We start from the raw sequence: 24,933 nt of genomic DNA, 5'->3' as shown, positions 1-24,933 counted from the left end.
CTCGTGAGAGTGAAAATCAACAGGCATGTTGGAAAATGTTTCTGACCTGCCTGTTTCTTGATTCAGTGAAATAATGTCGGTACCACCCCATCCGAGGAAACCTGAATCACTTTTTCAGTCGATGCGGGGGGACTGCCTTGACTTTGCCGGCGCTCTTTTTGAAATCGGGGATGATGCTGGAGATCGTTTGAGGATTCAAACTGAAGACGGTGAAGCCGCCCGCATTCAGTTTGCGTGTCATATCAACCTGCCCCAGTATGCGATCACTACTGAGGGTTGTTCTTGAGGAGAGCGCACCGATGCCGGGATAAACGGGAATGCTACCGGCAAGGTGCTTCTGCTGATCTTCAATCCAGATGCGAAACTGGGTATCGTTGTCGGTATAATCCATAGGGCAGATGAAGTCGAGATAACCGTTTTTAGCCCAGAGTGGCCAGTCCTGCGCGACCCATTCGCGGCAGTCGGGATATTCGCGGAAGACGGCGGCTGAGATTTTGATCCCGGGTCGGATCTTACGGGCTTCGCGTTGCACCGTCTCTACCAGTCGGGTGATCTGAGCGGCGCGCCAGTCGCGGTACTGACTTTTCAGTTTGCCGTTATAACAGTCGGCAGGCCAGTTCTGTACTTTGATGCCTGTATCGGCTGCAAACTTCTGTCGACTATAGTCACTGTAGTCATGACGATCATTGGGATAACGGATATAGTCAAAGTGAATGCCATCGACAGGATATTTACGGACGACTTCCAGCATGCTGTCGACTTCTAATTTAAAGTTTTCCGGATGAGCCGGGTTGAGCCAGTCGGAAGGTTCACCGGTCACACTGACCTGTGTGCGGCCCGCGTCTCTCATCTTTATGACAAACGCTTCAGGGGCCGTCGAAAGGTTGTGATTGACTTTCCAGACATGGACTTCCAGACCATGTTGATGTGCGGCTTTCAGGCATTGTTCAATCTGATCACCATACTTTTCATAGGTCTTACTACGAGGCAGCACGTCACTGGGATAATGAGCCAGGCCACCCCACAGCATATTAGGGATGACCATATTAAAACCGGCATCGGAAAGTTCTTTGCACGTGCGGTTCCAGTCGCCGGGGTAAGGACCTGTGGGAGAATGATCCCAGACGGCGCGGGCTTCACGGGGAGGACTGGCGCGGGTGAGCAGATAAATTTTGACTCGTTTCTCACGGCAGGTTCGCGCAAAGGGAATGGATTGAAATGCCTGATTCTGTTTCAGTAGTCGTCGGGCCTGATCGAGAGTGGTGGTTGTACGATCCAGATCACGGGCCGCCAGTTCGCTACTTTTGGCGGGAGTGACTGTCGACACAATATGTTGTCTCAGGTCTGCAAATGTCTGAAAAGGACCTACCTGATCGGCCTGGGCAATCGTCGCTGCAGCGATAGAGTCCCAAAGTGCAGGTTGGAAGTGCCCCATGAGGGCGGTCAGCAGGGCCTGCTTGTGGATTGGATCATCACTTAAGATCAGATGGCTGAAGTAAGCACCGCGGTCACTGACAATGAGTGCCGGCTTGCCCGTTGGTTTGCCTTTTTCATCATACCATTGTCCCACCACACGCGCCCCATGTCCTGAGGGAGTCGCGGTGACCAGGTTCCAGGAAGCCTGCTGGACTTCAGTTGGCAGTCCCAGGATTTTGGAATCTTTCAATCGAATCGAAGACAGTCCGCCGGGAGCCTCTGGTTTAAAGTAACTTCCTTTTTTGATTCCCAGATTCTTTTCGAGTGCAGGGGGAATATGAAAATTCAGAAAGACTTTGCCTCCCTGTTCCATAAACTGATTGAGAGTTCCGCAGGCTTTGGCAGAGAGATCGGGATTGAAGGGCAGGATCGCGACGGATCGCTTTCCGAGTGACGTCGCAGATAATTCGGATTCGCTGATGCGGTCGCAATTGATGCCGGACGTTTGCAGGAAGCCTTCGATACGATCGGCGGCGGCTACGGTGTTTGTGTCTTTCTGCTGCTGACCCGGATCGGGGACAATGATCACAATCTCATTCGTAATTGCTTTCAGATCCCGTATTTGAAAGTGTGTATTCGGTTCTGAATCTGATTCCCGCCAGACAACGAGGCGGATGGTATCAATATTGTTCCAGCCTGCTGGTTTGTCTTCGGGACGAAAATCGCTCTTCAAAAAACGGAGGGTCTGCCAGTTGTTTCCTTTGACGCTTCTGGCTGCCGAGTACCAGCCGGGCCCACTTTTAAAGTAGAGACTGACCTGGTGATTACTGTCGGGAACCTCCGGTTTTACATCGACTGTGAAGACGCCTGGTGTGGAAAGGTCGAGCTTGACCGCTTTATCCATGCCGGCTCGTGGAATCTCGCGATTGGAAGCGAACGGGGCAGAGAGCAGCAGGACGTTCTGATCATTCGATTTCTGCATGGCGAGGGGAAGTGTTCCCTTCAGTTCCTGCCAGTTTTTTCTGACTTCCGTCGATGATGGATAATTGAATTCATCAAGTACCTGGTTGTTCCCGGTGGTGAAGCCGAGTGTGAGTGCCAGGAGACAGGGGAGTGTCTGGAACATGAGAAACCTGCTGAGAAAGTGAAAACTATTTGACTTTAAATCGTAATCATAGTTTTATCGAGTCTTGTATTGACAGACAAGGTAACTTTCAGATGGTCTGTGGTCGCTCTATAAATCCAGTTCGGTTATTCTGGTTCAATGAGAACTGTCAATTCACACATATGTCATTTCGAAAATTAATATCGGAGAACCCATTATCCATGTTTAGTGGTTACGATTTTCATATTTTCTGGGGAGTTCGAAAGGAAAGTCCGGCTGAGATTGCCCGGCGGATGTCGAAGATGCTGCGCAAGCTGAAGCCGATTTCTCCGCTGCTCAAAGCATGGGCCACGGATGCAATGAATCCGGATGGCCATCGGATTTCTACGACAGCGAAAGGGCTGGAACCGATCATTGCCAAGGGAGTCTACAGAAATGATGTCGATCGAAGTATTGATGAAGAGTTAGGATTCAGTGAATCAATCTGTAATGCTTTTGACGATGGCAGTTTTGCAGCATTGAGAATTGATGCCGGCTGCTGGAGTGAGTTTTCCCATAATGGTGTCTGCCTCAACTTTCCCATGATCACAGACGTGATCAGACCGCTTCTGTCCGTGGAAGGGATCCTCCAGATCTTGCACATTCTGATTGAATGCTGGGAGCCGGACTCCGCCCACTTTACCAGTTCATTTCTCTCGAAAGATTTAGACTGGCCTAAAGTGCAATTTAATGAAACGGACTGTGAATGGGTGTCGTATCATCCGCACAGTGACTGGGAATGGCCGGAGTTGCCGGAACAAGTAAAAGTGATTGAGGAGCAGCAGGGGCGGTTTCTGGTATTGATTGATGATTCTTTTGCTGAAACAGGGACGGGGGATGTGGAGTTGGTTCGTCGCACCCGATTGATTCTGTCTGAGCATTATGATCAGAGTTCCGGGGAAGATTGAAGCCAGGCAGCATGGAACTGCTGGAACTGATCCCGTCTGTCGACTATAGTGTGGCCATTGAATTGTGCGCTCCGGGAGCCAGGAAAAGGTGCAGAGCCATCGAAGAGATAGTCGTTTTATTTGCTGTGATCGGTTTCGGTCTGATACTGGGGAAGATTTCGATTCGTGGAATTTCGCTGGGCAGTTCGGGAGTAATCTTCGCCGGTCTGCTGGCAGGGCATTGGGGATACCAGGTTGAGCCCGAGGCTGGGCTGGCGGGGGTTGTGCTGTTTATCTACTGCCTGGGGATCGGGGCAGGTCCCAGTTTTCTGCAGATGTTTCTGAATCGTGGCAAAGCGCTGGTGCTGCTGGCTGGGGTCATGATGAGTTCGGCACTGCTGGCCGTCTGGCTCATGGGGCGTCTCTTCAAGTTGAGTCCCGACCTGGCGAGCGGCCTGTTTGCGGGGGCTCTGACGAGTACGCCGGCTCTCGCGGCGGCGACGGAAAAGCTGCCTGCTGGTTCGGATGTCGCGGTCGGCTTCGGCATTGCCTACCCCTTTGGTGTGATCGGGGTGATTTTATTCATTCAGATTCTGCCCCGCTGGTTTCCCGGCGGAATTGATAAAGCCTTGAGTGAATCGACTGCCGCCCGCGGCGAAATCATTCGCGAAGTGGTTGAAGTCCAGAACAGAAATCTGGTGGGGAAACGCCTGCGGGACGTGACCATTCTGGCGAAATCGAACTGCCAGGTTTCACGATTGATTGTGAATGGGCAACCGCGACCGATTCCGAAAGAGTTTCAACTGGAACTGGGACAGCTCCTGCTGGTCATCGGGCGGACGGGGCAGATCGAGACTGTGATGGAAGCTCTGGGAACCCGCTGCCCTGATGCACAATACGTACTCGATGTGGAGCGGCAGCGTCGTGACATTGTGATTACGTCCAAAGAGGTAGTGGGACGCACGCTCAAGGATCTGCATTTTCGGTCCCGGTTTGGGGTGACCATTGCGCGGATTACCCGCCAGAACATTGAATTTGTTCCCGGCTCAGAACAGTCACTGCATTACGGTGATATTCTGCGGGCGGTTGGTGAGCCGGAAGATCTGGAACGTTTTGCGACGGCCGTTGGTCATCGGGCTCGGACTGCGGATGAAACGGATCTCATTATCCTGGCGGGAGGACTAATTCTGGGGATGATCTTGGGACGGTTGAGTGTTTCGCTGGGAAGTCAGTCGTTTTCTCTGGGAATGGCGGGGGGCCCGTTGCTGGTCGGGCTGCTGATGGGACACTTCGGTCAGTTTGGTGGATTGTCAGTACAAATGCCGCGCGCGGGCCGGTTGTTGTTAAGTGAACTCGGGCTGACGGTCTTTCTCGCACAAGCAGGTTGTCAGGCAGGCGGGAATTTCGTGGAAGTGGTCCGCGCCAACGGATTGACGATGTGTCTGGCCGCTGCGGTGGTGGTGATGGTGGCACTGCTGTCCGGGCTTCTGGCAGCCCGTTACTGGCTGCGTTTGAATCTGCTGGAGACGGCTGGGGGCCTGTGTGGCGCGATGACTTCCACGCCCGGTTTGGGAGCGGTCACGTCAGCCATTGATTCGAGTGAGCCGGCAACGAGTTATGCAACCGTCTATCCGGTGGCCCTGGTGTTGGTGACACTGTTGACGCCGATTTTGATTGCGTTGTTGTAGTTCCCTGGTATGTGACAACTGGTGGACCGTTTTGAGACGAGGTTTATTTTATGTCCAGACAGCGACTGAATGATTTACTGGGAGCGTTTCGCGGCCAGGGCTGGGATCTGGATGATCTGAATGAGTTCGACCAGATCCTTCGCGATGAGACCGTCTGCTGGAATCTGACACAGGATTCAACTAACCACCAGATCCAGGTCGACTTTCATCTATTTGGCGATCTGGGGCAGGTAGCAGAGGAGTTAGAACAGATTGCCTACTGCGAGTGCCAGGGGGAGCGGCTCTATTTTGAGAAGCAATCATCTGATACATGGTTGCCGAGTCTGCAGCAATTCGTGCGGCAATTCTCCTGAAATGGATGACACTCAATGAATCAGGGGCCTGTGAAATGGTGCTCACAGACCCCTGAGGCAGTTGCAGGCCACAGTCAATTCAATGGCATTTATTTATAGCTGACTTTGGCAAAGTAGATTGATGTTTTGCCTTCGTGGCTGGAGTAGTAGCTCACGTTCAACAGGCCATCATGCAGTACCATGTTGGCGTAGCTGGTATCGCCGCCACTGGGAAGCTCCAGCAGTTCGGTCAGTTTTCCGGTTTTGACATCGATCTGACAGATGGATGTGTGAGCTTTGGGGGAGTAGAGTCGTACGGTTGCCAGGAAACGGCCATCGGGCAGTTGGAACAGATCAGGACCACCAATACGAACGCCGAGATCTTTCCATTCCCAGTCAGTGTAAGGTGGGCGGGAGACGCCCAGCAGACCTGTGTTGGCTCCTTTGGCATCACGCCGCAACAGGCAGTAGCAGGTATCATCTTTGGTGAAGACCAGAGAACTTTCGTTCGTGTAACCGGTATCAAACAGTTTGTCGACGACCGTTTCGTAGTCTTTGCCATCGCTGCTTTTATACAGGCGTGTGAAGCGGGGACCTTCTTTTCCTGTGTGGTAGCCGATGCTGTAGACATCGCCGTTATGCCACTTCATGCCCCAGAGCCAGACACTGGGGTCGCCGATTTTATGACCTTTCGACCAGTGTATGCCATCGTCCGAGAACCAGTTCATCGACTGATGTTTGACGGGGTTGGGCTGGGGTATCGCTGCGGCACCACTGAGCATGAGCTGGCCTTCGGGTGTGACGCTGATCTTAGCGTCGCGCAGATCGGAAGTGTCTGAGGAAATGCGGGCGACCGGTTTCCAGAATTTGGCATCTTTGGAAGCGAGTACCTGCAGCGAACCATCGGGTGAGACATGCGCTTTACCGGTGCGGAAGACGCAAAACCATTGATCTTTAAAGCGGGTCAGTCCTGTAAACGCGTTGTGCGGATCTTTATCCCAGATTTTCTGGACACTTTCCAGCTTCAGTTGGACTGGTTCTTCTGCATGAAGCAGTGTGGCAGACAGCAATAGCAGGCAGACTGCATATAAAGGCGAGGCAGATTTCATGGCAGGTTCCTTTGTGTGTAAATTCGATTTATTCATTTGTGTCTTTGATACGTTCCATGACTGACTGAGGCGGCTTCCAGCCATACGTTCTGGTTTGTTTGGGATTGTAGAGACAGGTAATGAGGTAAAGGTCGTTGGCTTTTGACTTTTCAGGTGGAACATTGACCTGTACGTGGGTGAATCCATCTGCATACCAGGCGAGATAGCCATCGGTGGCGCTCTTTTTGAGCAGATGTCCGTTTAACCTGATGTCTACCAGTTCCGGGTCGCGATAGGGGATGCGCAGCTGAAACGAAATGCCGTTTTCGATTGGTTGTTCTAATTCAGGAGCGGAGTGGCCTTTGCTGATCGCGAATTTGATTTCCGGCCCGGCTTCGATAATTGTCTTCAATGATTCCTGATCAATGTTGGGAATGTTTTTCATATTGTCCAGAAATTCAGGGATATCAGCAGAAAGCAATGCGGCTGCTTTATTCGAAGTGGCGATGAGATAGATGTCTCTCCCATCGGTCTGTGGATAGAGAATAGACTGAGAGAAGTAGGGTTGCCGTTTCCAGAGTTCGCTGCGGCTCTGGCGTCGGGTCTGCGGAGTGGTTCCCCAGGCGGTGACAAAGTGTCCGATATAGCCTTGTACCCGGTTCACGGGATAACCCGTGAAATATTCGCCATTCCATCTATCATTGCCGATGTTCATCAGGGCCTGCAGGCGTGCCAGTCCACTCTGTTCCCAACCGACTTCCAAGGCCATCACCATGGTATGATAGCGGGCATAGCCGTAATGTGCTGTATAAAAATTGGGACGACCGAGCCAGAGTCTGTTAGCCATCGCCGTCAGTGAGGAGCCCCAGTAGAGTCGCTGTGCATCGGCTTCGAAACGGTCGTAACCAAATCCTGCCTTGATGCCTGCGGCGTTGATCGTTTCGGTAATCCGCCAGTCCCAGGGACGGAGCGACATGTTGGAATAGGCAGAGCCTGTGACTTCAAACATGGTCTGACCGCGATAGCGTTCGCGGGATCCCAGTTGAACGGGGGCGTATTCCTGCAAACCAGTGCCATGCACGTCGACATGCACGTCAGGACGAAACTGATCAATCACGGACAAGACTGCCATGACTTCAGGCGCTTTTTCAGGGTGTTTGAATTCGAACGTTTTGAGATCCCAATTGGCGGTGCCCCCTCCTGTGTAGGGGTCAATCTTTTGTGAATTCCCAAAGCGATCCGTTTCGAAATACGCAAAAGGATTGATGATGGGGATGATCAGCAGTAGTTGATTTTTACGTGTTGCGACCGCTTCCGGGGCGTCACTGAGGACCCATTCAATGAAATGCATGACGGCTGTGGTGCCACTGCGTTCGGGGCCGCCATGCAGGGCTGTCACCAGGCAGACCTGTTTCAGTTTGTCGTCGGTTTTCTGATCGGTAATTTTCAACATCGGGAGCGGGATGCCTTCAAGTGTGACACCGATGCGATCGACCTGGACCCGGTCAGGGTAGGTTTCTTCCCAGTATTTTAACGTTTCAGTGTATTCCTTGAGCGTCAGCCGATGCAGTGTTTCCTGCCAGGGTTGAGGTAGATTGGCCAGTTTCTTTTTCAGATCGACTTGTTCTTCAGCCTGCAATGCAGGCGATATCAGAAAGGTGACGACCAAGATCCACAGGAATGAAAATGTTGCGTGTTCTGAACGTTGATTTCTTTGAGTCATATGATTCGTCCTGTCGCGCAGTAAAAAGTCCGACTGTGGTTAATCAAGCTGATGAGGCAGGGGGTGGTCCCAGGGTCTGCCCGAGGCTGGTGTTGATGGGGATGGGGAAGACTTCGGCAGAATCCAGTGGCAGTATTCCCTGTTTCATTTGTGTAAGCAGTTCTGCTGCTTTCTGGCCAATGGCGATTTCGTCGACTGTGATAGAAGAAAGTCTGCTCTGGATCGCACCATTGCGAACCGTGCCCCCAAATCCCAGGAGTGAGATATCCTCGGGAACCCGCTTTCCCAGTTTTCCCAGTAGCAGATAAATCAGTTCGGCCAGGGAATCGAAGGTCGCAAAAATGGCGGTGGGGGGCTGTTCATGCTGGAACATGGTTTCCAGAGTCAGCAGTAGATCCTGTTCGTAATCGATGGGGTGGATTTGAGAACTCGGGCCGTGGAAAATAAAGGGTTCCGGGCAAGGTGACTCCTGTGACGCGATTGCTTCCCGTAGACCTGCCTCGTATTCGATGGAGGCACTGGCGCGATGCGGCGAAAACAGTGCGAGTGAACGATGTCCCTGTTCCAGCAAAGTCTGTCCGGCCAGTCTGCCGACCTCACGAAAGGGGATGGAGAGCAGCGGGGCCTGCACGCCTTCGACTTCGCGATGGCAAAAGACCACAGGAATGCCATGTTGCTGCAGCTGACGGACCTGGTAAGCGGGAGTGGCGGGAACCGTAGCGGGAACCAGCGCAACTCCTGCGACATGTTTGTCGATCAGTTGCAAAATGGTGTTGCCCTGAGCGTCGACTTTGTTTTCGGTGCAGCAGACGAGTACCTGATGCTGGGTTAATGCGGCAGCCTGTTCGAAGCTGCGCTGCAGGGAAGGGTAGTAACCGGTACGTGTCTCAGGCAGTACGAATGCAAATATGTCAAGTGGTTTGGAAACCGTGAGTGGCGGATTGGTGCTGACAAACGAACCTTTGCCATGAATTCGATTCACCCAGCCCTGTTCTTCCAGCAACTGCATGGCGTTGCGGACAGTGGTGCGGGCCAGTTGGTGTGTTTCGCAGAGCTGATGTTCGGAAGGCAGGGCTTCGCCGGGACGAATCTCACCAGTCGTGATCTGCTGAATGATCTGTTCAACAAGCAGCATGTACTTGGGGCGTTGTTTACCGGTCGGGGATGAACCGGAGCGCGTCGTATTCTGGATTGTGTCTGGAGCACGTGCTGCCATGGTTCCGGTTTTTTAATTCAATTCAGGGTTGAAATTGGATAAGGATGCGGTTACTTGTATCTAAATAGGATACAAGTTGTTTATGTGTTGTCAACTGTGAAACTAGTCGCAGGAGAGAGAAATGAGTCGGACGTCATGTGTGGTCAACAATAAAGTAGTACAACATGTCTTAACTGGCAATAAGGGGTTTCAAATGAAGCGATTGATGGTAACACTGTTTGTTGTCGTGGGTTTTCTCGATCTATCCCTGCTTAGGGCCGGTGAAGTGAAAGAGGCAGAAAAGCCACTTGAAATTGGCGATCATCGCGAATTATTTGTCGATGATTATCTGATTGGTAGTCTCAAGGGAGAAGAACTTCGCCTGCATCATCCGGTTGATGAAGGGCCCGTATTGAAATTTGATAAGCCCTGGGAGGGGTTGTTTTGTGGATACAGTACGATCATTAAAGACGGTGATGTCTATCGGGCTTACTATCGCGGGCGGCCGACCGCCGGTGCTGATGGTGATGTGGGTGAGGTTTATTGTTATGCGGAATCCAAAGATGGTGTGAACTGGACCAAGCCAGAGTTTTCGCTGTATGAGAAACAGGGGCATAAGAAGAACAATATCATCCTGGCAGACGCCGCACCGATGACGCACAACTTCTCTCCGTTTCTGGACACCCGGCCCGATGTGCCTGCAGACGAAAAGTATAAAGCTCTGGGGGGAACGATGAAGAGCGGTCTGGTCGCATTTACTTCTCCGGATGGAATTCACTGGAAACAGCATCCCGCCGGATCAGTGATTCCCACAAAGATGGTGCCTTATAAATACATGTTTGATTCTCAAAATGTGGCGTTCTGGTCTCCTGTTGAGAAAAAGTACCTCAGTTATTTTCGCGTGTTCAAAGATAAAATTCGCCGCATCGCCCGCAGTGAGAGTGATGATTTTATTCACTGGTCTGCACCGGTGCTGATGGAGTATACCACTCTCGATGGCGAGGCACCGATTGAGCATCTTTATACGAATCAGACCCATCCTTATTTTCGTGCTCCTCATATTTATCTGGCGATCGCCGCCCGTTTCATGCCGGGTCGACAGGTGCTGACCGATGCGCAGGCGAAAGAAATCGGTGTGCATCCCCGTTATTTCAAAGATACCTCCGATGCGATTCTGATGACGACTCGCGGCGATGATACCTATCAGCGGACCTTTCTGAGTGGATATATTGCTGGCGGTATCGGTGCCCAGAACTGGGTTTCACGGACGAATTATCCTGCCTTAAATGTGGTTCAGACCGGCCCTGCGGAAATGTCGGTGTATGTGAACCAGGATTATGCCCAGCCGACATCGCATCTGAGGCGTTACTCTTTACGCCTGGATGGATTTGCTTCGGTGCGTGCTGATTATGCAGGGGGAGAGATGGTCACGAAGCCGCTGGTGTTTGATGGTTCAGAGCTGTCGATCAACTTTTCCACATCGGCTGCAGGCGGTGTTAAGGTTGAGATTCAGGATGAGCAGGGGCAGCCGATTCCTGGATTTACCCTGGCTGATTGTCGCGAACAGATCGGCAATGAAGTGGACCGTGTTGTTTCCTGGAAGCAGGGGAGCGACTTGAAATCACTGAGTGGGAAGCCGATTCGTCTCAAGTTTGTGATGAAAGATGCGGACCTGTATTCACTGCAGTTTCAGAAATGATCGAGATATTCAATACAGAAGATGACTCCGGAAGAGCTGAGAAAATGATCTCATTCTTTTCCGGAGTTTTTTGCTGACCTCTTATTGCTGAATCAGAGCGTCACTTTATGATGAGTATTTGCATTCTCGGCAACCCGGGATCAAATTGAAATTAATTTGTAAGCCACTCATTGATGAGAGAGCAGACAGCGATGACGGAACGAAAACGATTACTGGTAGTGGGCGTTGGTTCAATTGGCGAGCGACACTTACGTTGTTTCCAGTCTACAGGTCGCGTGGATGTTTCGATCTGCGAGTTGAATGACGACTTGCGATCAAAGATTGCGGACCAGTATGGAGTGGAGCGGCAGTTTGCGGATCTGGAATCAGCGCTGGCGGAGCCTCATGATTGTGCCGTGATCGCTACTCCCGCGCATGTCCACATTGCCAATTCTATTCAAGCCGTTCAGGCGGGATTGGATCTGTTTATTGAAAAGCCGTTAAGCACCGGTGTCGAGGGAATTGGTGAACTTCAGAATCTACTGGAGAAAACAGGCCGCAAGGCAGCGGTCGCGTATGTGTATCGTGCCCATCCGGCTCTGGCAGCGATGAAGGAGGCTCTGGACTCGGGGAAATTTGGTAAGCCGGTTCAACTGGTTGTCGTCTCAGGGCAGAATTTTCCGACCTATCGCCCAGCGTATCGAGACATCTATTATAAATCGCATGCCACAGGCGGCGGCGCGGTACAGGATGCATTGACTCATTCGATGAATGCTGGCGAATATCTGGTAGGGCCCGTCGATGCTCTGGTAGCAGACTTTTCACATCAGGTACTGGAAGGCGTTGATGTCGAAGACACCGTGCACGTCATCACCCGTCAGGGGAATGTGCTGGGCAGTTTCAGTTTGAACCAGCATCAGCCTGCGAACGAATCGATGATTACAGTCATCTGTGAACGGGGTATGTTGCGGTTTGAATTTCAGAAAAGCTGGTATCGCTGGATCACTGAACCTGATACAGAATGGCAGGTCGGATTTCAGGAAACGCTGGAACGCGACACGTTATTTCAGAAGCAAGCCAGTGCATTTCTGGACTATCTAAATGACACAAGTCCGCCTTTATGCTCGCTGTCTGCGGGGCTGCAGACGCTGGCTGTGAATCTGTCGATTCTGGATTCAGTGAAAAATCGAACCTGGATGGAACCGGCACAGTTTCTTTCTTCATCAACCTGATCTGATTTACTTGAGAGACCTATGAATTCCACAACCGAACCGACGATCCAGCAGTTATTTGATCTGACAGGTAAGACCGTGCTCATCTCCGGCGCCAGTGGTTATCTGGGAAGTGCGATGGCACGCGGACTGGCTGAAGCGGGCGCTCGACTGGTTATCAGCAGCCGCAATGCAGAACGGGCGCAACAGGCCGCCAGTGAACTGCCTGATCCGCAGCAGGTGGGACATCTGGGAGTTGAACTGGATCACATGGACGAGGCATCTCTTGAACGGGGCTTTGAGACAGCCTGTCAGGCAGCCGGTCAGATTGACGTGCTGATAAATAATGGCAATGATCCGGTGGGGGAAGACTGGCGGACGGTCACTTCCGAAGCATTTACACGACATCTACAGAATGCGACTGGATTTTTCCTACTGGCGCGCAAATTACGAGATCATGTGGTGGCGCGGCAGGCGCAGGGCAATGTGATTATGATCGGTTCAATGTATGGTGTGGTCGGCTCTTATCCGGCTGCGTACGAAGGCGTTTGTAATGCCAGTCCCGTTGCATATCACACGATGAAGGGGGGCGTGATTCATCAGACGCGGCATCTGGCAGTCTACTGGGCCAAAGATGGCGTACGCGTGAATTGTCTGAGTCCCGGGCCATTTCCTTCCGAAGCGGCACCAGAGGGACTGGCGGAACGACTGAGTGAGCATAGCCCGATGGGACGCATGGGAAAACCATCTGAATTGAAAGGGGCGATTGTGTTCCTGGCCAGTGAGGCGAGCAGTTATATCACGGGGCAAAATCTGCTGGTCGATGGAGGCTGGACGGCCTGGTAAAATTCCGGACAATATGACGGTCTCGAAATGCCCCGCTGTTGTGATAGAATAGAGCGTGCTGGTTGCAGCAAAGGCTGCAGAGACACATCTGTTACTGAGACAATATTGCCGGAATAGACATGGATGCAGGGATAATCGATTCGATAGGTGGTCTGGGTCTATTCCTGTTGGGAATGGTAATCCTGACCAGCGGTCTGAAAGATCTGGCCGGTGGTACGATTCGGCGGATGATTGCCCGGTTTACCAAAAGCATTCCGACAGGGATTGCGACCGGTGTTATTGTAACCGCTATCCTGCAGTCTTCGAGTGCCACGACTGTCACAGCCGTCGGGTTTGCCGGGGCTGGGCTGCTGACATTAACCGAATCCCTGGGGATTGTATTCGGTGCGAATCTGGGGACAACCGTCACCGGATGGATCGTAGTTCTGGTTGGTTTCAAACTGAAGCTGGGACAGATTGCGTTTCCGCTGGTGCTGGTAGGGGTGCTGCTCAACTTGTTTGGTAAGAAACGAATCGGCCTGATCGGGTTCACCATCGCCGGATTCAGCCTGATTTTTGTAGGACTGGATATTCTTCAGGAAGGGATGTCCGGTCTGGCGGAAATGGTGAGTCCGGACTCTTTTCCGCAGGACTCCTGGCTGGGCAGGCTGCTGTTGCTTTTGATAGGAGTCGGCATAGTGCTGGTCACACAGTCTTCCAGCGCCGGTGTCGTCATGGCGCTCACGGCTCTGCATTCGGGGGCGATTTCACTGGCACAGGCGGGGGCGCTGGTGATCGGGTTTGGTATCGGCACGACCTTCACTGCTTTGCTGGCATCTCTGGGGAAATCGGTGGCTGCCCGACGAACCGGGCTGGCGCATGTGTTTTACAGCCTGGTGACCGCAACGCTCGCTTACTTTCTGCTGCCGGTCTATGTCTGGTTCTGGGAAGAGTATGCAGGACCCGCGACTGGCATCTCACCTGATATTACGCTGGTAACTTTCCATACTCTGTTCAATCTGCTGGGACTGCTGGTCATTGTCCCGTTTACGAAAGCATTTTCCGCGTTGATCATACGTATTATTCCAGAAGCAGAAAACGATCAGACTGAAAGGCTGGATGAATCGTTGCTCTCCAATCCCAATGTGGCCATTGAAGCAGCGCGCTCGACCCTGGTTGATGTATTTCAATGTATTTTGCAACTGATGCAGAAGCTGTTCCTCTCGGAAGTAGCGCGGGAAGACCTGGATGAAGAATTTTCTCAGTATCACGATACGCTGGAAACCACCTCCCGGTATCTGAAACAGATCAACGTGACCAGTTCAGATCGCCAAACGGTCCATTCTTCGCAAGAAGTGGTATTGGCGCTGGATCATCTGCAGCGTTTAATGCGACGGTGCGATGAAATGGAACGGCTGGGCTCTGCCAGAGAGAATCAGACTCTGAGCAGTTTTGTGGATGAGTTGAATCAGAAAATTCAACATCTCGAACAGACCCTTCATAATGGATTTTCAGAGGATGATGAACAGGCATTGCAGGACTTCTGGGAGAAATGGGATGGACAGCAGAAAGAGACACGGCGGGAGTTTACCCAGTCAGCTACCACAGCAGATTCTCAATTTGATAACCTGCTGCAGCAACTGGATGCATTTCGCTGGCTGACGCGCATCAGCTCTCATCTCTGGCGTATCGTGCACCATTTACATGGGGCCCGCATCGTGAATGGGGGTGAAAAAAATCAAGCTCGTTTTGAATCCGAGGGGAAAGAGTGAGCCTGGTTTGAACTGTCTGTCATTTTAATTTTTCTTTTCCAGTTCGAAGGTAACTGCGTTTTCCTGGTCTGGTCTGACTGTGGCAGTGAGACCGGACTTTTGCGCATCTGCATATCTCTCAGGGATCAGGGATGTTTCCTTGATGACGACATCTGCCTCATCCAGATTAGTCCCGTCTGCGGGCCCTTCTGTTTTCACGCAAGTGATGGTCACACGGTGTTCACCGGCGATTGCGCCATCGCCTTCTTTGAAGGTACGCATCTGAAAATTCCCGTCTTTATCTGTGCGGCCGACGGCCGCCTGTGTTTGGGCACCATTTGATTGAAAGACGACAGTAGCTCCCTCAAGTGGTGTCCCGTTTAATTTTACTGTACCAGTAACGGGATAGGTTGGGGGGCGCTGTTTCGTCCATTTATCTTCTGACGCCCCGGAACAGGCCGTGCAGATCAAAGTAATTATCAACAGGGTCAATGAGCGACGCATGCGAGCAACTTTCTTTATCTATGAAAGTTAAAGTGAATGAAAATTATAAGCATCGAGTTCTGTTCACAAAGGATATTGAGAAGCATCTCCTGAATGGTCGACTGACCAATTCAGGGATGACTGAAGTCGCATCCTTCTGCTGAAATGTAGCTCAGAACTCACCCAAAGTTTCACCTCCATTTTTTGATCCCAATGCGCCCCAGATTCCGTATGGACTTTTGCCGGATGAGACCTGGGAGGCACTGATATTTCCCGTGTCGATATTCTCACTGATGAAGCGGACGGCACCATCGCCCATCAGCAGATGGACACCCCCCTCATGGCGACTGGATGGGGGTTGAATTCCTTGAGTCGTCTGGCCATTACAGACCGGCGCGTTGGGAGGCAGGATGGTATTGAAATTAATATAGCCGGATCGTCCATCGGTCCAGCGTGTTCCCAGGGAACGATTTCGATCAAGCAATCCCGTTGTAAATGCGCCATTCACAAAACTGGCAAGGCATGCGGAAGGGTTCGTGGAATTGCTGGTTGAGTTGGTACCTGCGCCGTTAGCGGGTGTCAGGGCTCCAGACCCGGGAGGACGAATGCATTCGGAAACCATGGCGGTATTACTGGTTCCATCAATAATATCCCGCATGCGGACACTGGATTGAAATCCAAAGACGCCCCTCAGGTTTCCAGGCGAGATGGATTGGAAGTTACTGTATTGATCGCCGATGCAGAACAGATAGTTATGCTGCCCCAGATCGGTGATATCATTGGTGTTGATATCAGACGGGCAGTTGATGATCGGCAGTTTTGTTTTGTACGCGGGGAATCCGGTATTCCAGACATAAGAAGTGGAGCCCAGGTTGCTGGTGATCTGGGCGAACAGAGGTGCCTGATCGATGTAAGGGAGCAGTGGGATATAAGCGCTAAACCGGGAATCGAGTCCGCAGGTTGTGCAGGTACTTTCATAAGGTCCGATGCGGCTGGCAGGAAATGTTCCGAAAGTGGAGTGATAGTTATGGAGCGCCAATCCGATTTGTTTCAGATTGTTTTTACAGGTGCTGCGACGGGCGGCTTCGCGTGCCTGTTGGACTGCGGGAAGTAAGAGAGCGATTAAGATGGCGATAATGGCGATGACAACTAACAGTTCAATCAGTGTAAAGCCACGTCTGGACTTTGATGTCTTCATGAGAATCCTGCTTTGAAAAACGAGATAAAAAATGACTCTAAAGAACCGTTCACAAGAGTCGAAAATTGCTATTTCTTATTAAAAATCTGCTGTTTCAGATAACGCGCGGGGATTCCATTAATAAAGCGGACGTCAGCGATGTCGCCTCCCCAGTGTCGTGAGATATCTGTAAGAGTGGATCCGCCAATGGCCAGAATTCCTCCCGGCGTGAGGGGCGTAATGTCTGCGATGTTATTGAAAGTCTGCTGCAGATCCGGCCTGGAACTGAATTCCGGTGTTCTCGTGAAAGTAACGATGCTGTCATGTGCGGCAGAACTATTGGAGTCATACGTGAATACGATGTGGTACCAGCGGTCCTGTTCCCAGGGAATGTTCTTTTTAGTGTGAAATGAAACATACTGGTTGTCTGAATTCAGGAAACCAAAGCCCATTCTGCCGGAATGATCGTCCGTAAACAGGTTGAATTGAGACGTGGAATGCAGGTTTGTATTTCGATAATGGAACAGCGTGTCGGAATCGCCCTGCTGTTTGATATTGGGATTGCGTGCCCAGAGTTCAATCGTGAATCGCTGCATATCGAACAGGGAAGCCTCCTGTTCAGAAAGCGTGCGGAACAGTTTATGGTATTGCGTTTCAAACGGGCCGGCTGACGATTTGATGTTTTGCGGTGCCGGGCGACCAGTGAAGGGGGACTGTCCATGAACTTCCAGAATATTCAGATGCAGAAGATGTTCGCCAGAGTCATGGGCAATTTGTGAAGTTTCCCGATCGGACAGTTTCCAGTGTGCAACTAACTGTGGTTGATCAGGCACGAGGTTTTGCACAAACAGTTCTGGCGTCGATTTAAACCGCGTTATCTTTCTGGAATCAGCCTGTACGCGGACCGCCGTGTTCTCCGTCAGATCCTGGGTAATGGTTGTCTGGCGATTTTCATCAAGCAGATCGAAGCGGACAAGCCCCTGTAAAACATGCACTTCTGTTTCACGACCGGGAGTCACAATCAGTCCAAAGGATGTGCCCAGATCTACGACGCGCGATGAGGGAGTGGCGACTGTCAGTCCCTGTGATTGGAGAGGGACGTGAGCAAAGAGATTGCCCTGATTGAGCATGAACTGATCTGGTTGAATCAGTGTGAGCTGTGAGACTCCTTTGAGGATTACTTTCGCACCGGTGACGGTTTCCAGTTCGATAATTCCAGAGCGGAGGTGAATCTGATCGCCCGCATGCAATACGTCGTCTGGCTGCCAGTTATTTTTACCTTCAGACCAGACTGCGTTTTTTATATTAATGATCCGGGCCAGAAACCGGGGGTCTTTATTTTGCAGAAATGCAGACGTTAAGAGATATGCGGCTGCTAAGACACAGATCGTACATGCGAGGATCGTGGATAAAATTATTCGACGATCTGGTGGAACTGTCTCTGTTAACAGATGATCGGGGATGGTTTTGAGTTCACCGGAAGGCAGTGGTTCGTAATCTGAGGAGCGTCCCAGCGGGCCGGGGTCCACAATTCCTTCCCACTCCAGGTTCGCACACATTCCGGAATACTGGATAAAAAAGTCTCGGGCGGAATCGGATTGCAGGACCAGTTTCTCCAGACGACCGGCCTGTCGGGAGGAGAGGTTCCCGTACTGGTATTCCCAGCAGAGTTGCATCAGTTCTTCCCGTTCCTCAGGAGTTAACATTAGAAAAGGTCTCCGGAATGAAGGCGTCTCTGAATACAGCTGAAAAGGAGATCGTGGGCGCGTTTCAGAGTTTTGTAAATTGCATTGGGGGTACGCTTCAGATCCTGGGCAACCGAACTGGGACTGGCATCCGGTTCGTAGATTCTTTCGAGGACTTCTTTCTGGCGTTGTGATAACAGTTCAAAGCAGACGGAAAGGGCGGCCTGTTGCTGATCCAGTTCATCAACGGTTACCATCGCGCTTTCGGCAACTCGGTTATAGAACTCGTTACTGAAAATGTTTCGTTCGAGGTTTTGTCGTCGTCGATAGTTGAGAACTTCATAGCGCACGATCTGACAGCTCCAGGCCCAGAAATTAGATCCAGGCTCGAAGGCGTCAAATTTTGACCAGAGTACGGTACACGTATTCTGATAAATCTCCTCGGCATCTGTCCGATTATCTACGAGCGATCTGATGAATCGGTAGATTCTCTGACTATGCCGGGAGAACAGCATTATAAATTCCATTGTTCGGTCGGTTGCTACCGCCATTTTCAATACCTCTCACTGAGTCGCGTCGAGAGAAGTCTTTACAGACCCAACCCTTATTTGAATACAGCTTGAATGTGGTAAAATTAGCCTCGGAAAATTGAGGAAATCTGTAAGTCTGTTTATATAATGAAGTTTCAGCAGAAGTTTTTACGGGGATGACTGTCATTTTCGGAGTGATTTAACCTGGTTGGTGGGGGGATTATGTATAGAAGGCTGGTGACGGAGTGTTGCGATTCATCGAAATAACTTTTCTGTCTGAGAACTATGAGCAGGCGTGTCGATTACGAAATGAAATATTACGACAGCCTTTAGATCTGGATTTACTGGAGGAAGATTTATCAGCTGAGGTGGATTATTTACATTTTGGGATTGTGGAGGGAAGTCGAGTGATTGCCTGTGTACTGGCGGTTCCTGTTTCAGATGTGAAAGTGAAAATCAGACAGATGGCTGTTTCCGCCGACTTTCAAAATCGGGGGGTCGGTAAAACACTGTTGTCAAATAGTGAGACTAGTCTGAAACAGCGGGGCTTTCAATTTCTGGAACTGGATGCTCGTACTTCTGCGGTAGGTTTTTATCAAAAACTGGGTTATCAAAAGGTGGGTGAGGAATTTTTATCCGTTTCGATTCCCCATCAGAAAATGCGAAAGTCACTGACGGAATGACAGTCGAAACCGCCGATTATCCGAGTAATTCATTAATCACGGCTCCACCAGTCTGGCTGAGTACTTTGAAGCGGCCTTCGTGGAAATAGGTGAGCTGGTTATCATCCAGCCCCATGATATGTTCCAGAGTCACATGCAGGTTCCTGATCGGGTTGACGACTTCTACGGCATGATCCCCAATTTCATCAGTGGCCCCGATACGATGTCCGGCTTTAACGCCGCCCCCTGCCATCCACAGTGCCATGCCTTTCGCATTATGATCACGACCGGCGGCCTGTCTGCCACTGCGAATGCCATTGTCGGGAGATCGCCCGAATTCACCCGTCCAGACGACGAGTGTGTCGTCGAGCAGTCCACGCGATTTCAGGTCCTTGAGCAGCGCCGCGATGGGTTTATCGACGGCTTGCATGCGTGCTTTGTGCGAACGTTCCAGGAAGTCATGTGAGTCCCAGCCTGCGGCGTAGATCTGTACGAAGCGGACACCTTCTTCAACCAGTTTCCGAGCCAGCAGGCAACGGCGACCGAAGCTATCCGTTTCGGGTTGACCCAGGCCGTACATATCCTGTGTCTGCCTGGTTTCCTGTTCGAGGTTAATGATATCGGGTACTTGAGCCTGCATGCGAAACGCCAGTTCGTACGATTCCATCCGCGCGGCGAGAACCTCTTCGTGCGGGTGACGCTGCATGTCTGCCTGATTCAACTGCGCCAGCAGATCCAGGTTTTTGCGTTGTGTTTCGCGGGTCACATGCGCGGGGGGATTCAAATCCAGAATAGGAGAGCCCTGGGAGCGCAGGGCGGTACCCTGGAAGTAAGCGGGTAAAAATCCATTCGACCAGTTGGCAGAACCTCCCTGCGGGTAAGCGACTTCGGGGAGTACGATGAATGCGGGCAGGTTCTGGTTTTCCGTTCCAAGTCCATAAGTCATCCAGGATCCAATGGCCGGGTCCCCGCCGAACCGGTTGCCGGTATTCATATGGTAGCAGGCGGTGGGATGGTTAATGGATTCTGCCTGTAGTCCATGATAGACGCAGAGATCGTCAGCCACTTCAGAGAGATGCGAAAAATGTTCGCAGAGTGAAATGCCCGATTCACCGGCTGGCTTGTGTTTGAAGGGACTTTTGATGTAGTACCTTTTCCCGCTGGCCATTGCGGAAACCTGTTTGTCTTCGCGGATGAATTCTTTGAGGTGCAGTTTTTCCAGCGCGGGTTTCGGATCGAAGGTGTCCAGATGACTGGGGCCCCCTTCCATAAACAGGAAAATACAGGCTTTGGCGCGGGGCTTGAGGTGGGGATCGCGCGGTTCCAGTGGCTTCTCCCGCTTGAGATTCGCTGATTTCGGTGAGGCTTTTTCTTCTGCCTGTAGAAGCGCATTAAAGGCGACTGTGCCCAGGCTGGCGCTCATGCCATAGAGAAAGTCGCGGCGTTGTAATCGATGCATGGGGATATTATCGCAAATAAATAAATTCGTTGGAGTTCATCAAGACGAGACACAGTTCCGCCAGGGCGCGGGTTTTTGCATCCACGTCCCATGGTTTGAGATCCTGCTGGTAGTTTTCTGAGAGATCGAGTTTTTCGGTCCAGCTGAACAATTCACCCGTCAACTCTTCAATCATTTCCCGTTTCACTTCGCGCGGCAGAGGAATTTTCTGAGGAGGATGCTGTTCATGATAAGCCTGCATCTGCTGAACGTGATTCAATGCCATCTGCAGTTCTGAGGATTCAGGCTGGCGTAGCACAACCTGTTGGAATGCACGCTGAACAGCGGCTTCCTGTGTCTTTGATTCCTGTCTGATTTTGTGAGCCAGCGCCAGGGCGCGATCATGAATGAACTGACCATTCAACAGAGCAAACGCCTGTGGGGTGACCGTCGTTTCGTCACGACGTTCACACGAGGATTCGCTCCCGGGCCGATTGAAAACTTCCAGCATGGGGTCTGACAGAGTGCGGTAGCGAAAGGCATACAGAGTGCGGCGGTTTCGTTGGCGCGGTAATGGCATGGGTTGATACGCGGGAGCCACCGACCCCATGATGTGTCTTGGTTGCAGAGCAACTTCCCAGTTGATTTCCGGGAAGACTCCCGGCCCTCCCATTTCCGGATTCAATTCGCCCGTTAGGGAAAGGAGAGAATCTCGGAGCTGTTCTGCGGTCATTCTGCGAGTGGGAAAATGAGACAGGAGTCGATTGTGGGGATCTACTGTCTGAACCCGTTCTGCATCTGCAGGATGACTGCTTTGCTGGTAAGTATCTGAGGTCATGATCAGGTGATGCAGCTGCTTAATCGACCAGCCATGATCCATGAACCAGGTGGCAAGCCAGTCCAGCAGTTCAAGGTGAGAGGGCTGATCCCCTTTCTGCCCGAAGTTGTTGGGGGTGGCGACCAGCCCGGTGCCGAAATGCATCTGCCAGATGCGATTCACAATAACCCGGGCGGTCAATGTGTTATTGGAGCTGGCAATCCAGCGGGCCAGCGCCAGGCGTCTGCCTTCTGTTGACTGGGGGATGGTATTCCAGGCATTCGGTTCTACCGTGCTGTTAGAGCCGGCCACCGCGCTGAGTACTCCCGGGCTGACTTTGTCTGTGGGAGCAGTGATGGCACCACCGGCAAGGATGAAGGTCTGCTGGATCTCACCCTGTTTTTGTTTGGCATTCGGGATGAGGTTGACCGTTTTCGTAGAGCGGTAATTGTTGGGGGGGCCATTATAAACGCTAAAAGCATATGGTTCATATCGTTTGAGTTCCCGCTCGAAATAATCGATGCGTTTGTTGTTAATTTTCAACAGGCTTTTTTCGAGTTCGGTTAAGCCAAACCATCTGAGGGGCGGCCGTTTGTCTGCGGCCACCTGTTTGAGGTTTTTGTAACCGTTTTCTTTCAGCCAGGCGGCAATCGCGGCTTCTGTTTTCTCTTTAAATATTTGTTGTTGCGATTGTGTTTCCACGAGCAGTCGCTCAGTGCGGGCTTTCATATTGGCAAACGCGGAAATGTTTTCGTAAGGCTGATATTCCACTTTACGGTCCGCGAACTGAACCGGAGCGAATACTGCCTGGATGCGGTAGTAATCGCGGGTGGGGACTGGATCAAATTTGTGATCATGGCATTTCGCACAACGGAAGCTGTGTGCGAGAAAGCTGACGCCCACGCTTTGGGTGATATCATCCAGAAAAAGCTGGCGGGTGACGGCGGCGACACTCATCCCCGTGTGTTCCCAGGGTCCGCTACGGAGGTAGCCGGTGGCGATCAACAATTCGGGATCATCAGGATCCAGTTCATCGCCTGCTACTTGTTCGATGATGAATCGATCATAGGGCTTGTCTGCATTAAAACTGCGGACCAGATAATCACGATACCGCCAGGCGTTGGGTCGTTCATAATCGTTGGCAAACCCGCTGGTGTCGGCATAGCGGACGACGTCAATCCACATCTGTGCCATCTGCTCGCCGTATGGGGGGCTCTCCATCAGCTTCTTGATCAGTTGCGACCAGTTGTTTTGAGCGGGGGGATTTTCAAAATCGCTGATCTGTTTCAGTGTAGGAGGCAGCCCGGTCAGATCGTAAGTGGCGCGCCGCACGAGAGCTTTTTTCTCTGCTGGTGGGGAAGTGGTGAGTTGTTTCTGTTTGAGTTTCTGCTGAATAAATGCGTCGATCGGGTTTCGACTGCCGTTCTTTTTTTTAGCAAGCGCCGTCCAGGGAACCGGCGGACGTTGAATTGGCTGATAGGACCAGATGTCAGTAGGCTCATAGGTTCGATTGGTCCAGGTCGGGCTCTGTCCGCCAGATGTGGACATCACGAGGGTGGTATTCTGACTGCCTTTATCTGTGGTCGATGTTGAGAGTTCTCTGTCTGTCCAGACGGCGCCGTCCGAGATCCACTGTTTCAAGTCGGCGATTTCTGCTGCAGTCAAACGATTGCGTTCCTGCGGTGGCATCTGGATGCTGTCGTCTGTCCAGGTGACCGCATTCCAGAACGGGCTCTGTTCGGGTTTGCCGACGATCACGGCTGGTTCACCTGATTCCCCCCCCTTCATCAGGGAGTCTCGCGTCAGCATGTTGTATTCCCCTTTGATGTCATCAGGGGTACTGCCATGACAGCCCAGACACTTCTGCTCCAGCATGGGGCGAATCTTCTGAAGATAGAATTTCTGTTGTGTCGTGAGAGGGGCGTCTTCAGCGGAGGCTACATCAACCAAGTGCAGACTCAGAAGCAGCGCGAAGCAGAAGCTGCTGTAAAAATTTCGCACCGTGAGAGCAGAAGGGACGAGCATAGAGGAATCTCTCAAAGTCAGGTGAGAAGTTCGGAATGAGATCATTGATGACTTATCTATAAAGGTACTGGGCTGAGCGTGAGAAATCAATTTCATTTCGACCTGGTTCAACGACATCGACACAAACATACACTGTTTATTCTCTTAACAAAGTTGTGTATTTGGGTGGGAAGGCGAACAGTGTTGCGATACGATTAACTCCTATCGACTGCTGTATTGCAGCAGTGACAATTCTGCATTGATGTTTTATTTAGAGAAAAGGCAAGTCATGAGTATTCGATATAAGATTTTGGGCTGGGGATTGTGTTTGTGCGCCGTATGCTCCCTGTTCAGTCAGAGTGAAGTTCTTGCTCAGAAGGAGATCAAGCCGACTAAACCGAAGACATTACCAAAGCAACTGCCAAGAAAAGAGGGAAGTATTACCGATGGTGCGATTGTCAAAATCGCTCCTGAAGATGCTTTGCATCCGGGTTACACATCTCTATTTAACGGCAAAGACTTTACCGGCTGGAAAGTTCCAGAGGGAGACAACGGTCACTGGAAAATTGTGGAAGGAGTAATTGATTACGATGCGCAGAGCGAAGCCAAAGAGGATAAAAATCTCTGGACTGAAAAAGAGTATGGTGACTTCATTTTGAGCCTGGAATGGCGGATCAAAGAAACTACGGGCCTGTATAAAGTGCCCATCGTATTAGCCGATGGTTCAGAGTTAAAAGATGCGAACGGTAACATGATTACCGTGGAACTTCCGAATGCCGATTCAGGTATTTATCTGCGAGGCACACCGAAAGCCCAGGTCAATATCTGGTGCTGGCCCATTGGTTCGGGTGAAGTTTATTCATACCGTCGCAATCAATCGGTTTCTCCTGAAGTGCGAGCAGGCGTGACTCCCAAAACCAACGCTGACAAACCAGTGGGGGAATGGAACAAGTTTATTATTATCATGGTCAAGGATCGTCTGACCGTCATTTTGAACAATGAAATGGTTCTGGAAAACGCCCAACTGCCGGACGTTCCGGAAAAAGGACCGATTGCTTTTCAGCATCATGGTGGAAAATTGAAGGACGGGACATTCAGCCCCGCGAGCAGCCTGATGCAGTTTCGCAATATTTATATTAAAGAACTTGATTAACTCCCGATTGATTCTGCTGAATTGATCCTTTACGATTGAACCCGTC

General features: G+C 51.3%; 19 protein-coding genes. 9 read left to right on the top strand and 10 right to left on the bottom strand.

What is annotated here, in order from left to right:
- Positions 1 to 106 precede the first annotated feature (106 nt).
- Positions 107 to 2,542 (bottom strand): glycoside hydrolase family 10 protein, encoded by a 2,436-nt coding sequence (locus Pan161_RS10425; RefSeq protein WP_145226512.1) that lies wholly within the window; start codon positions 2,540 to 2,542, stop codon positions 107 to 109.
- A gap of 200 nt (positions 2,543 to 2,742) precedes the next feature.
- Between Pan161_RS10425 and Pan161_RS10420 the strand changes: the two genes are divergently transcribed.
- The 3 genes from Pan161_RS10420 to Pan161_RS10410 are packed head-to-tail and all read left to right on the top strand — an operon-like array spanning position 2,743 to position 5,488.
- Positions 2,743 to 3,468, top strand: coding sequence for an Imm52 family immunity protein (locus Pan161_RS10420; protein WP_145226510.1), 726 nt, complete (start codon positions 2,743 to 2,745; stop codon positions 3,466 to 3,468).
- Positions 3,469 to 3,479: 11 nt separating this feature from the next.
- Complete coding sequence (locus Pan161_RS10415; protein WP_145226508.1) at positions 3,480 to 5,135, top strand: aspartate:alanine exchanger family transporter; 1,656 nt, start codon at positions 3,480 to 3,482, stop codon at positions 5,133 to 5,135.
- Positions 5,136 to 5,185: 50 nt separating this feature from the next.
- Complete coding sequence (locus Pan161_RS10410; protein WP_145226506.1) at positions 5,186 to 5,488, top strand: hypothetical protein; 303 nt, start codon at positions 5,186 to 5,188, stop codon at positions 5,486 to 5,488.
- A gap of 89 nt (positions 5,489 to 5,577) precedes the next feature.
- Here the strand turns inward: Pan161_RS10410 and Pan161_RS10405 are convergent, their stop codons facing one another.
- From Pan161_RS10405 to Pan161_RS10395, 3 genes are read right to left on the bottom strand one after another with little or no spacing between them, the layout of a single operon-like run.
- Positions 5,578 to 6,576 (bottom strand): exo-alpha-sialidase, encoded by a 999-nt coding sequence (locus tag Pan161_RS10405; protein WP_232103688.1) that lies wholly within the window; start codon positions 6,574 to 6,576, stop codon positions 5,578 to 5,580.
- A 28-nt stretch (positions 6,577 to 6,604) separates the two neighbouring features.
- A complete protein-coding gene (locus Pan161_RS10400; RefSeq protein ID WP_145226502.1) occupies positions 6,605 to 8,278 on the bottom strand; it encodes a M14 family zinc carboxypeptidase in 1,674 nt (557 codons plus the stop codon).
- Positions 8,279 to 8,321: 43 nt separating this feature from the next.
- The gene (locus tag Pan161_RS10395; RefSeq protein WP_145226500.1) at positions 8,322 to 9,494 is read right to left on the bottom strand and encodes a GntR family transcriptional regulator; all 1,173 of its coding nucleotides are present in this window, start codon (positions 9,492 to 9,494) and stop codon (positions 8,322 to 8,324) included.
- A gap of 121 nt (positions 9,495 to 9,615) precedes the next feature.
- On the opposite strand from Pan161_RS10395, the gene Pan161_RS10390 reads away from it, so the two are divergent.
- The 4 genes from Pan161_RS10390 to Pan161_RS10375 all read left to right on the top strand — a co-directional run bounded on the left by Pan161_RS10390 (position 9,616) and on the right by Pan161_RS10375 (position 14,959).
- On the top strand, positions 9,616 to 11,172 hold the full coding sequence (locus tag Pan161_RS10390; protein ID WP_232103687.1) for a glycoside hydrolase family protein: 1,557 nt from the start codon (positions 9,616 to 9,618) through the stop codon (positions 11,170 to 11,172).
- Positions 11,173 to 11,363: 191 nt separating this feature from the next.
- Entirely contained in the window at positions 11,364 to 12,383 is a 1,020-nt protein-coding gene (locus Pan161_RS10385) for a Gfo/Idh/MocA family protein (protein WP_197995817.1), read from the top strand.
- Between the two features lie 21 nt (positions 12,384 to 12,404).
- On the top strand, positions 12,405 to 13,208 hold the full coding sequence (locus tag Pan161_RS10380) for an SDR family NAD(P)-dependent oxidoreductase (protein ID WP_145226496.1): 804 nt from the start codon (positions 12,405 to 12,407) through the stop codon (positions 13,206 to 13,208).
- Positions 13,209 to 13,327: 119 nt separating this feature from the next.
- Positions 13,328 to 14,959 (top strand): Na/Pi cotransporter family protein, encoded by a 1,632-nt coding sequence (locus Pan161_RS10375; protein ID WP_145226494.1) that lies wholly within the window; start codon positions 13,328 to 13,330, stop codon positions 14,957 to 14,959.
- Positions 14,960 to 14,983: 24 nt separating this feature from the next.
- On the opposite strand, the gene Pan161_RS10370 is transcribed toward Pan161_RS10375, so the two are convergent.
- From Pan161_RS10370 to Pan161_RS10355, 4 genes are all read right to left on the bottom strand, one after another.
- On the bottom strand, positions 14,984 to 15,442 hold the full coding sequence (locus tag Pan161_RS10370; RefSeq protein WP_145226492.1) for a peptidase associated/transthyretin-like domain-containing protein: 459 nt from the start codon (positions 15,440 to 15,442) through the stop codon (positions 14,984 to 14,986).
- A 151-nt stretch (positions 15,443 to 15,593) separates the two neighbouring features.
- Positions 15,594 to 16,619, bottom strand: coding sequence for a DUF1559 domain-containing protein (locus Pan161_RS10365; RefSeq protein WP_145226490.1), 1,026 nt, complete (start codon positions 16,617 to 16,619; stop codon positions 15,594 to 15,596).
- Positions 16,620 to 16,687: 68 nt separating this feature from the next.
- The gene (locus tag Pan161_RS10360) at positions 16,688 to 18,304 is read right to left on the bottom strand and encodes a LamG-like jellyroll fold domain-containing protein (protein WP_145226488.1); all 1,617 of its coding nucleotides are present in this window, start codon (positions 18,302 to 18,304) and stop codon (positions 16,688 to 16,690) included.
- Complete coding sequence (locus Pan161_RS10355) at positions 18,304 to 18,798, bottom strand: sigma-70 family RNA polymerase sigma factor (RefSeq protein WP_002647556.1); 495 nt, start codon at positions 18,796 to 18,798, stop codon at positions 18,304 to 18,306. The genes Pan161_RS10360 and Pan161_RS10355 overlap by 1 nt, the downstream gene beginning before the upstream one ends.
- Before the next feature lie 260 nt (positions 18,799 to 19,058).
- Between Pan161_RS10355 and Pan161_RS10350 the strand changes: the two genes are divergently transcribed.
- Complete coding sequence (locus Pan161_RS10350; RefSeq protein WP_145226484.1) at positions 19,059 to 19,496, top strand: GNAT family N-acetyltransferase; 438 nt, start codon at positions 19,059 to 19,061, stop codon at positions 19,494 to 19,496.
- A 16-nt stretch (positions 19,497 to 19,512) separates the two neighbouring features.
- Here the strand turns inward: Pan161_RS10350 and Pan161_RS10345 are convergent, their stop codons facing one another.
- Entirely contained in the window at positions 19,513 to 20,934 is a 1,422-nt protein-coding gene (locus tag Pan161_RS10345) for a DUF1501 domain-containing protein (RefSeq protein ID WP_145226482.1), read from the bottom strand.
- Positions 20,935 to 20,941: 7 nt separating this feature from the next.
- A complete protein-coding gene (locus tag Pan161_RS10340; RefSeq protein WP_197995816.1) occupies positions 20,942 to 23,755 on the bottom strand; it encodes a PSD1 and planctomycete cytochrome C domain-containing protein in 2,814 nt (937 codons plus the stop codon).
- Between the two features lie 268 nt (positions 23,756 to 24,023).
- Here Pan161_RS10340 and Pan161_RS10335 point away from each other — a divergent pair, with 268 nt between their 5' ends.
- Positions 24,024 to 24,887 carry a 3-keto-disaccharide hydrolase gene (locus Pan161_RS10335; protein ID WP_145226477.1) on the top strand — a complete coding sequence of 288 codons (864 nt, stop codon included), beginning with the start codon at positions 24,024 to 24,026 and terminating at the stop codon, positions 24,885 to 24,887.
- Positions 24,888 to 24,933 lie beyond the last annotated feature (46 nt).

The organism is Gimesia algae (assembly GCF_007746795.1).
GTDB classification, from domain to species: domain Bacteria; phylum Planctomycetota; class Planctomycetia; order Planctomycetales; family Planctomycetaceae; genus Gimesia; species Gimesia algae.
Note: the sequence above shows the minus strand (reverse complement) of the source record. Positions and strands in the feature narration are given on the sequence as shown.

Excerpts from the sequence above, each read along its gene's own strand:
- Pan161_RS10410 (WP_145226506.1), top strand. The coding sequence starts at position 5,186 with ATGTCCAGACAGCGACTGAATGATTTACTGGGAGCGTTTCGCGGCCAG.
- Pan161_RS10355 (WP_002647556.1), bottom strand. The coding sequence starts at position 18,798 with ATGCTGTTCTCCCGGCATAGTCAGAGAATCTACCGATTCATCAGATCG.
- Pan161_RS10335 (WP_145226477.1), top strand. The coding sequence starts at position 24,024 with ATGAGTATTCGATATAAGATTTTGGGCTGGGGATTGTGTTTGTGCGCC.
- Pan161_RS10415 (WP_145226508.1), top strand. The coding sequence starts at position 3,480 with ATGGAACTGCTGGAACTGATCCCGTCTGTCGACTATAGTGTGGCCATT.
- Pan161_RS10400 (WP_145226502.1), bottom strand. The coding sequence starts at position 8,278 with ATGACTCAAAGAAATCAACGTTCAGAACACGCAACATTTTCATTCCTG.
- Pan161_RS10425 (WP_145226512.1), bottom strand. The coding sequence starts at position 2,542 with ATGTTCCAGACACTCCCCTGTCTCCTGGCACTCACACTCGGCTTCACC.
- Pan161_RS10380 (WP_145226496.1), top strand. The coding sequence starts at position 12,405 with ATGAATTCCACAACCGAACCGACGATCCAGCAGTTATTTGATCTGACA.
- Pan161_RS10420 (WP_145226510.1), top strand. The coding sequence starts at position 2,743 with ATGTTTAGTGGTTACGATTTTCATATTTTCTGGGGAGTTCGAAAGGAA.
- Pan161_RS10405 (WP_232103688.1), bottom strand. The coding sequence starts at position 6,576 with ATGAAATCTGCCTCGCCTTTATATGCAGTCTGCCTGCTATTGCTGTCT.
- Pan161_RS10395 (WP_145226500.1), bottom strand. The coding sequence starts at position 9,494 with ATGGCAGCACGTGCTCCAGACACAATCCAGAATACGACGCGCTCCGGT.
- Pan161_RS10375 (WP_145226494.1), top strand. The coding sequence starts at position 13,328 with ATGGATGCAGGGATAATCGATTCGATAGGTGGTCTGGGTCTATTCCTG.
- Pan161_RS10390 (WP_232103687.1), top strand. The coding sequence starts at position 9,616 with ATGAGTCGGACGTCATGTGTGGTCAACAATAAAGTAGTACAACATGTC.
- Pan161_RS10340 (WP_197995816.1), bottom strand. The coding sequence starts at position 23,755 with ATGCTCGTCCCTTCTGCTCTCACGGTGCGAAATTTTTACAGCAGCTTC.
- Pan161_RS10345 (WP_145226482.1), bottom strand. The coding sequence starts at position 20,934 with ATGCATCGATTACAACGCCGCGACTTTCTCTATGGCATGAGCGCCAGC.
- Pan161_RS10370 (WP_145226492.1), bottom strand. The coding sequence starts at position 15,442 with ATGCGTCGCTCATTGACCCTGTTGATAATTACTTTGATCTGCACGGCC.
- Pan161_RS10365 (WP_145226490.1), bottom strand. The coding sequence starts at position 16,619 with ATGAAGACATCAAAGTCCAGACGTGGCTTTACACTGATTGAACTGTTA.
- Pan161_RS10360 (WP_145226488.1), bottom strand. The coding sequence starts at position 18,304 with ATGTTAACTCCTGAGGAACGGGAAGAACTGATGCAACTCTGCTGGGAA.
- Pan161_RS10385 (WP_197995817.1), top strand. The coding sequence starts at position 11,364 with ATGACGGAACGAAAACGATTACTGGTAGTGGGCGTTGGTTCAATTGGC.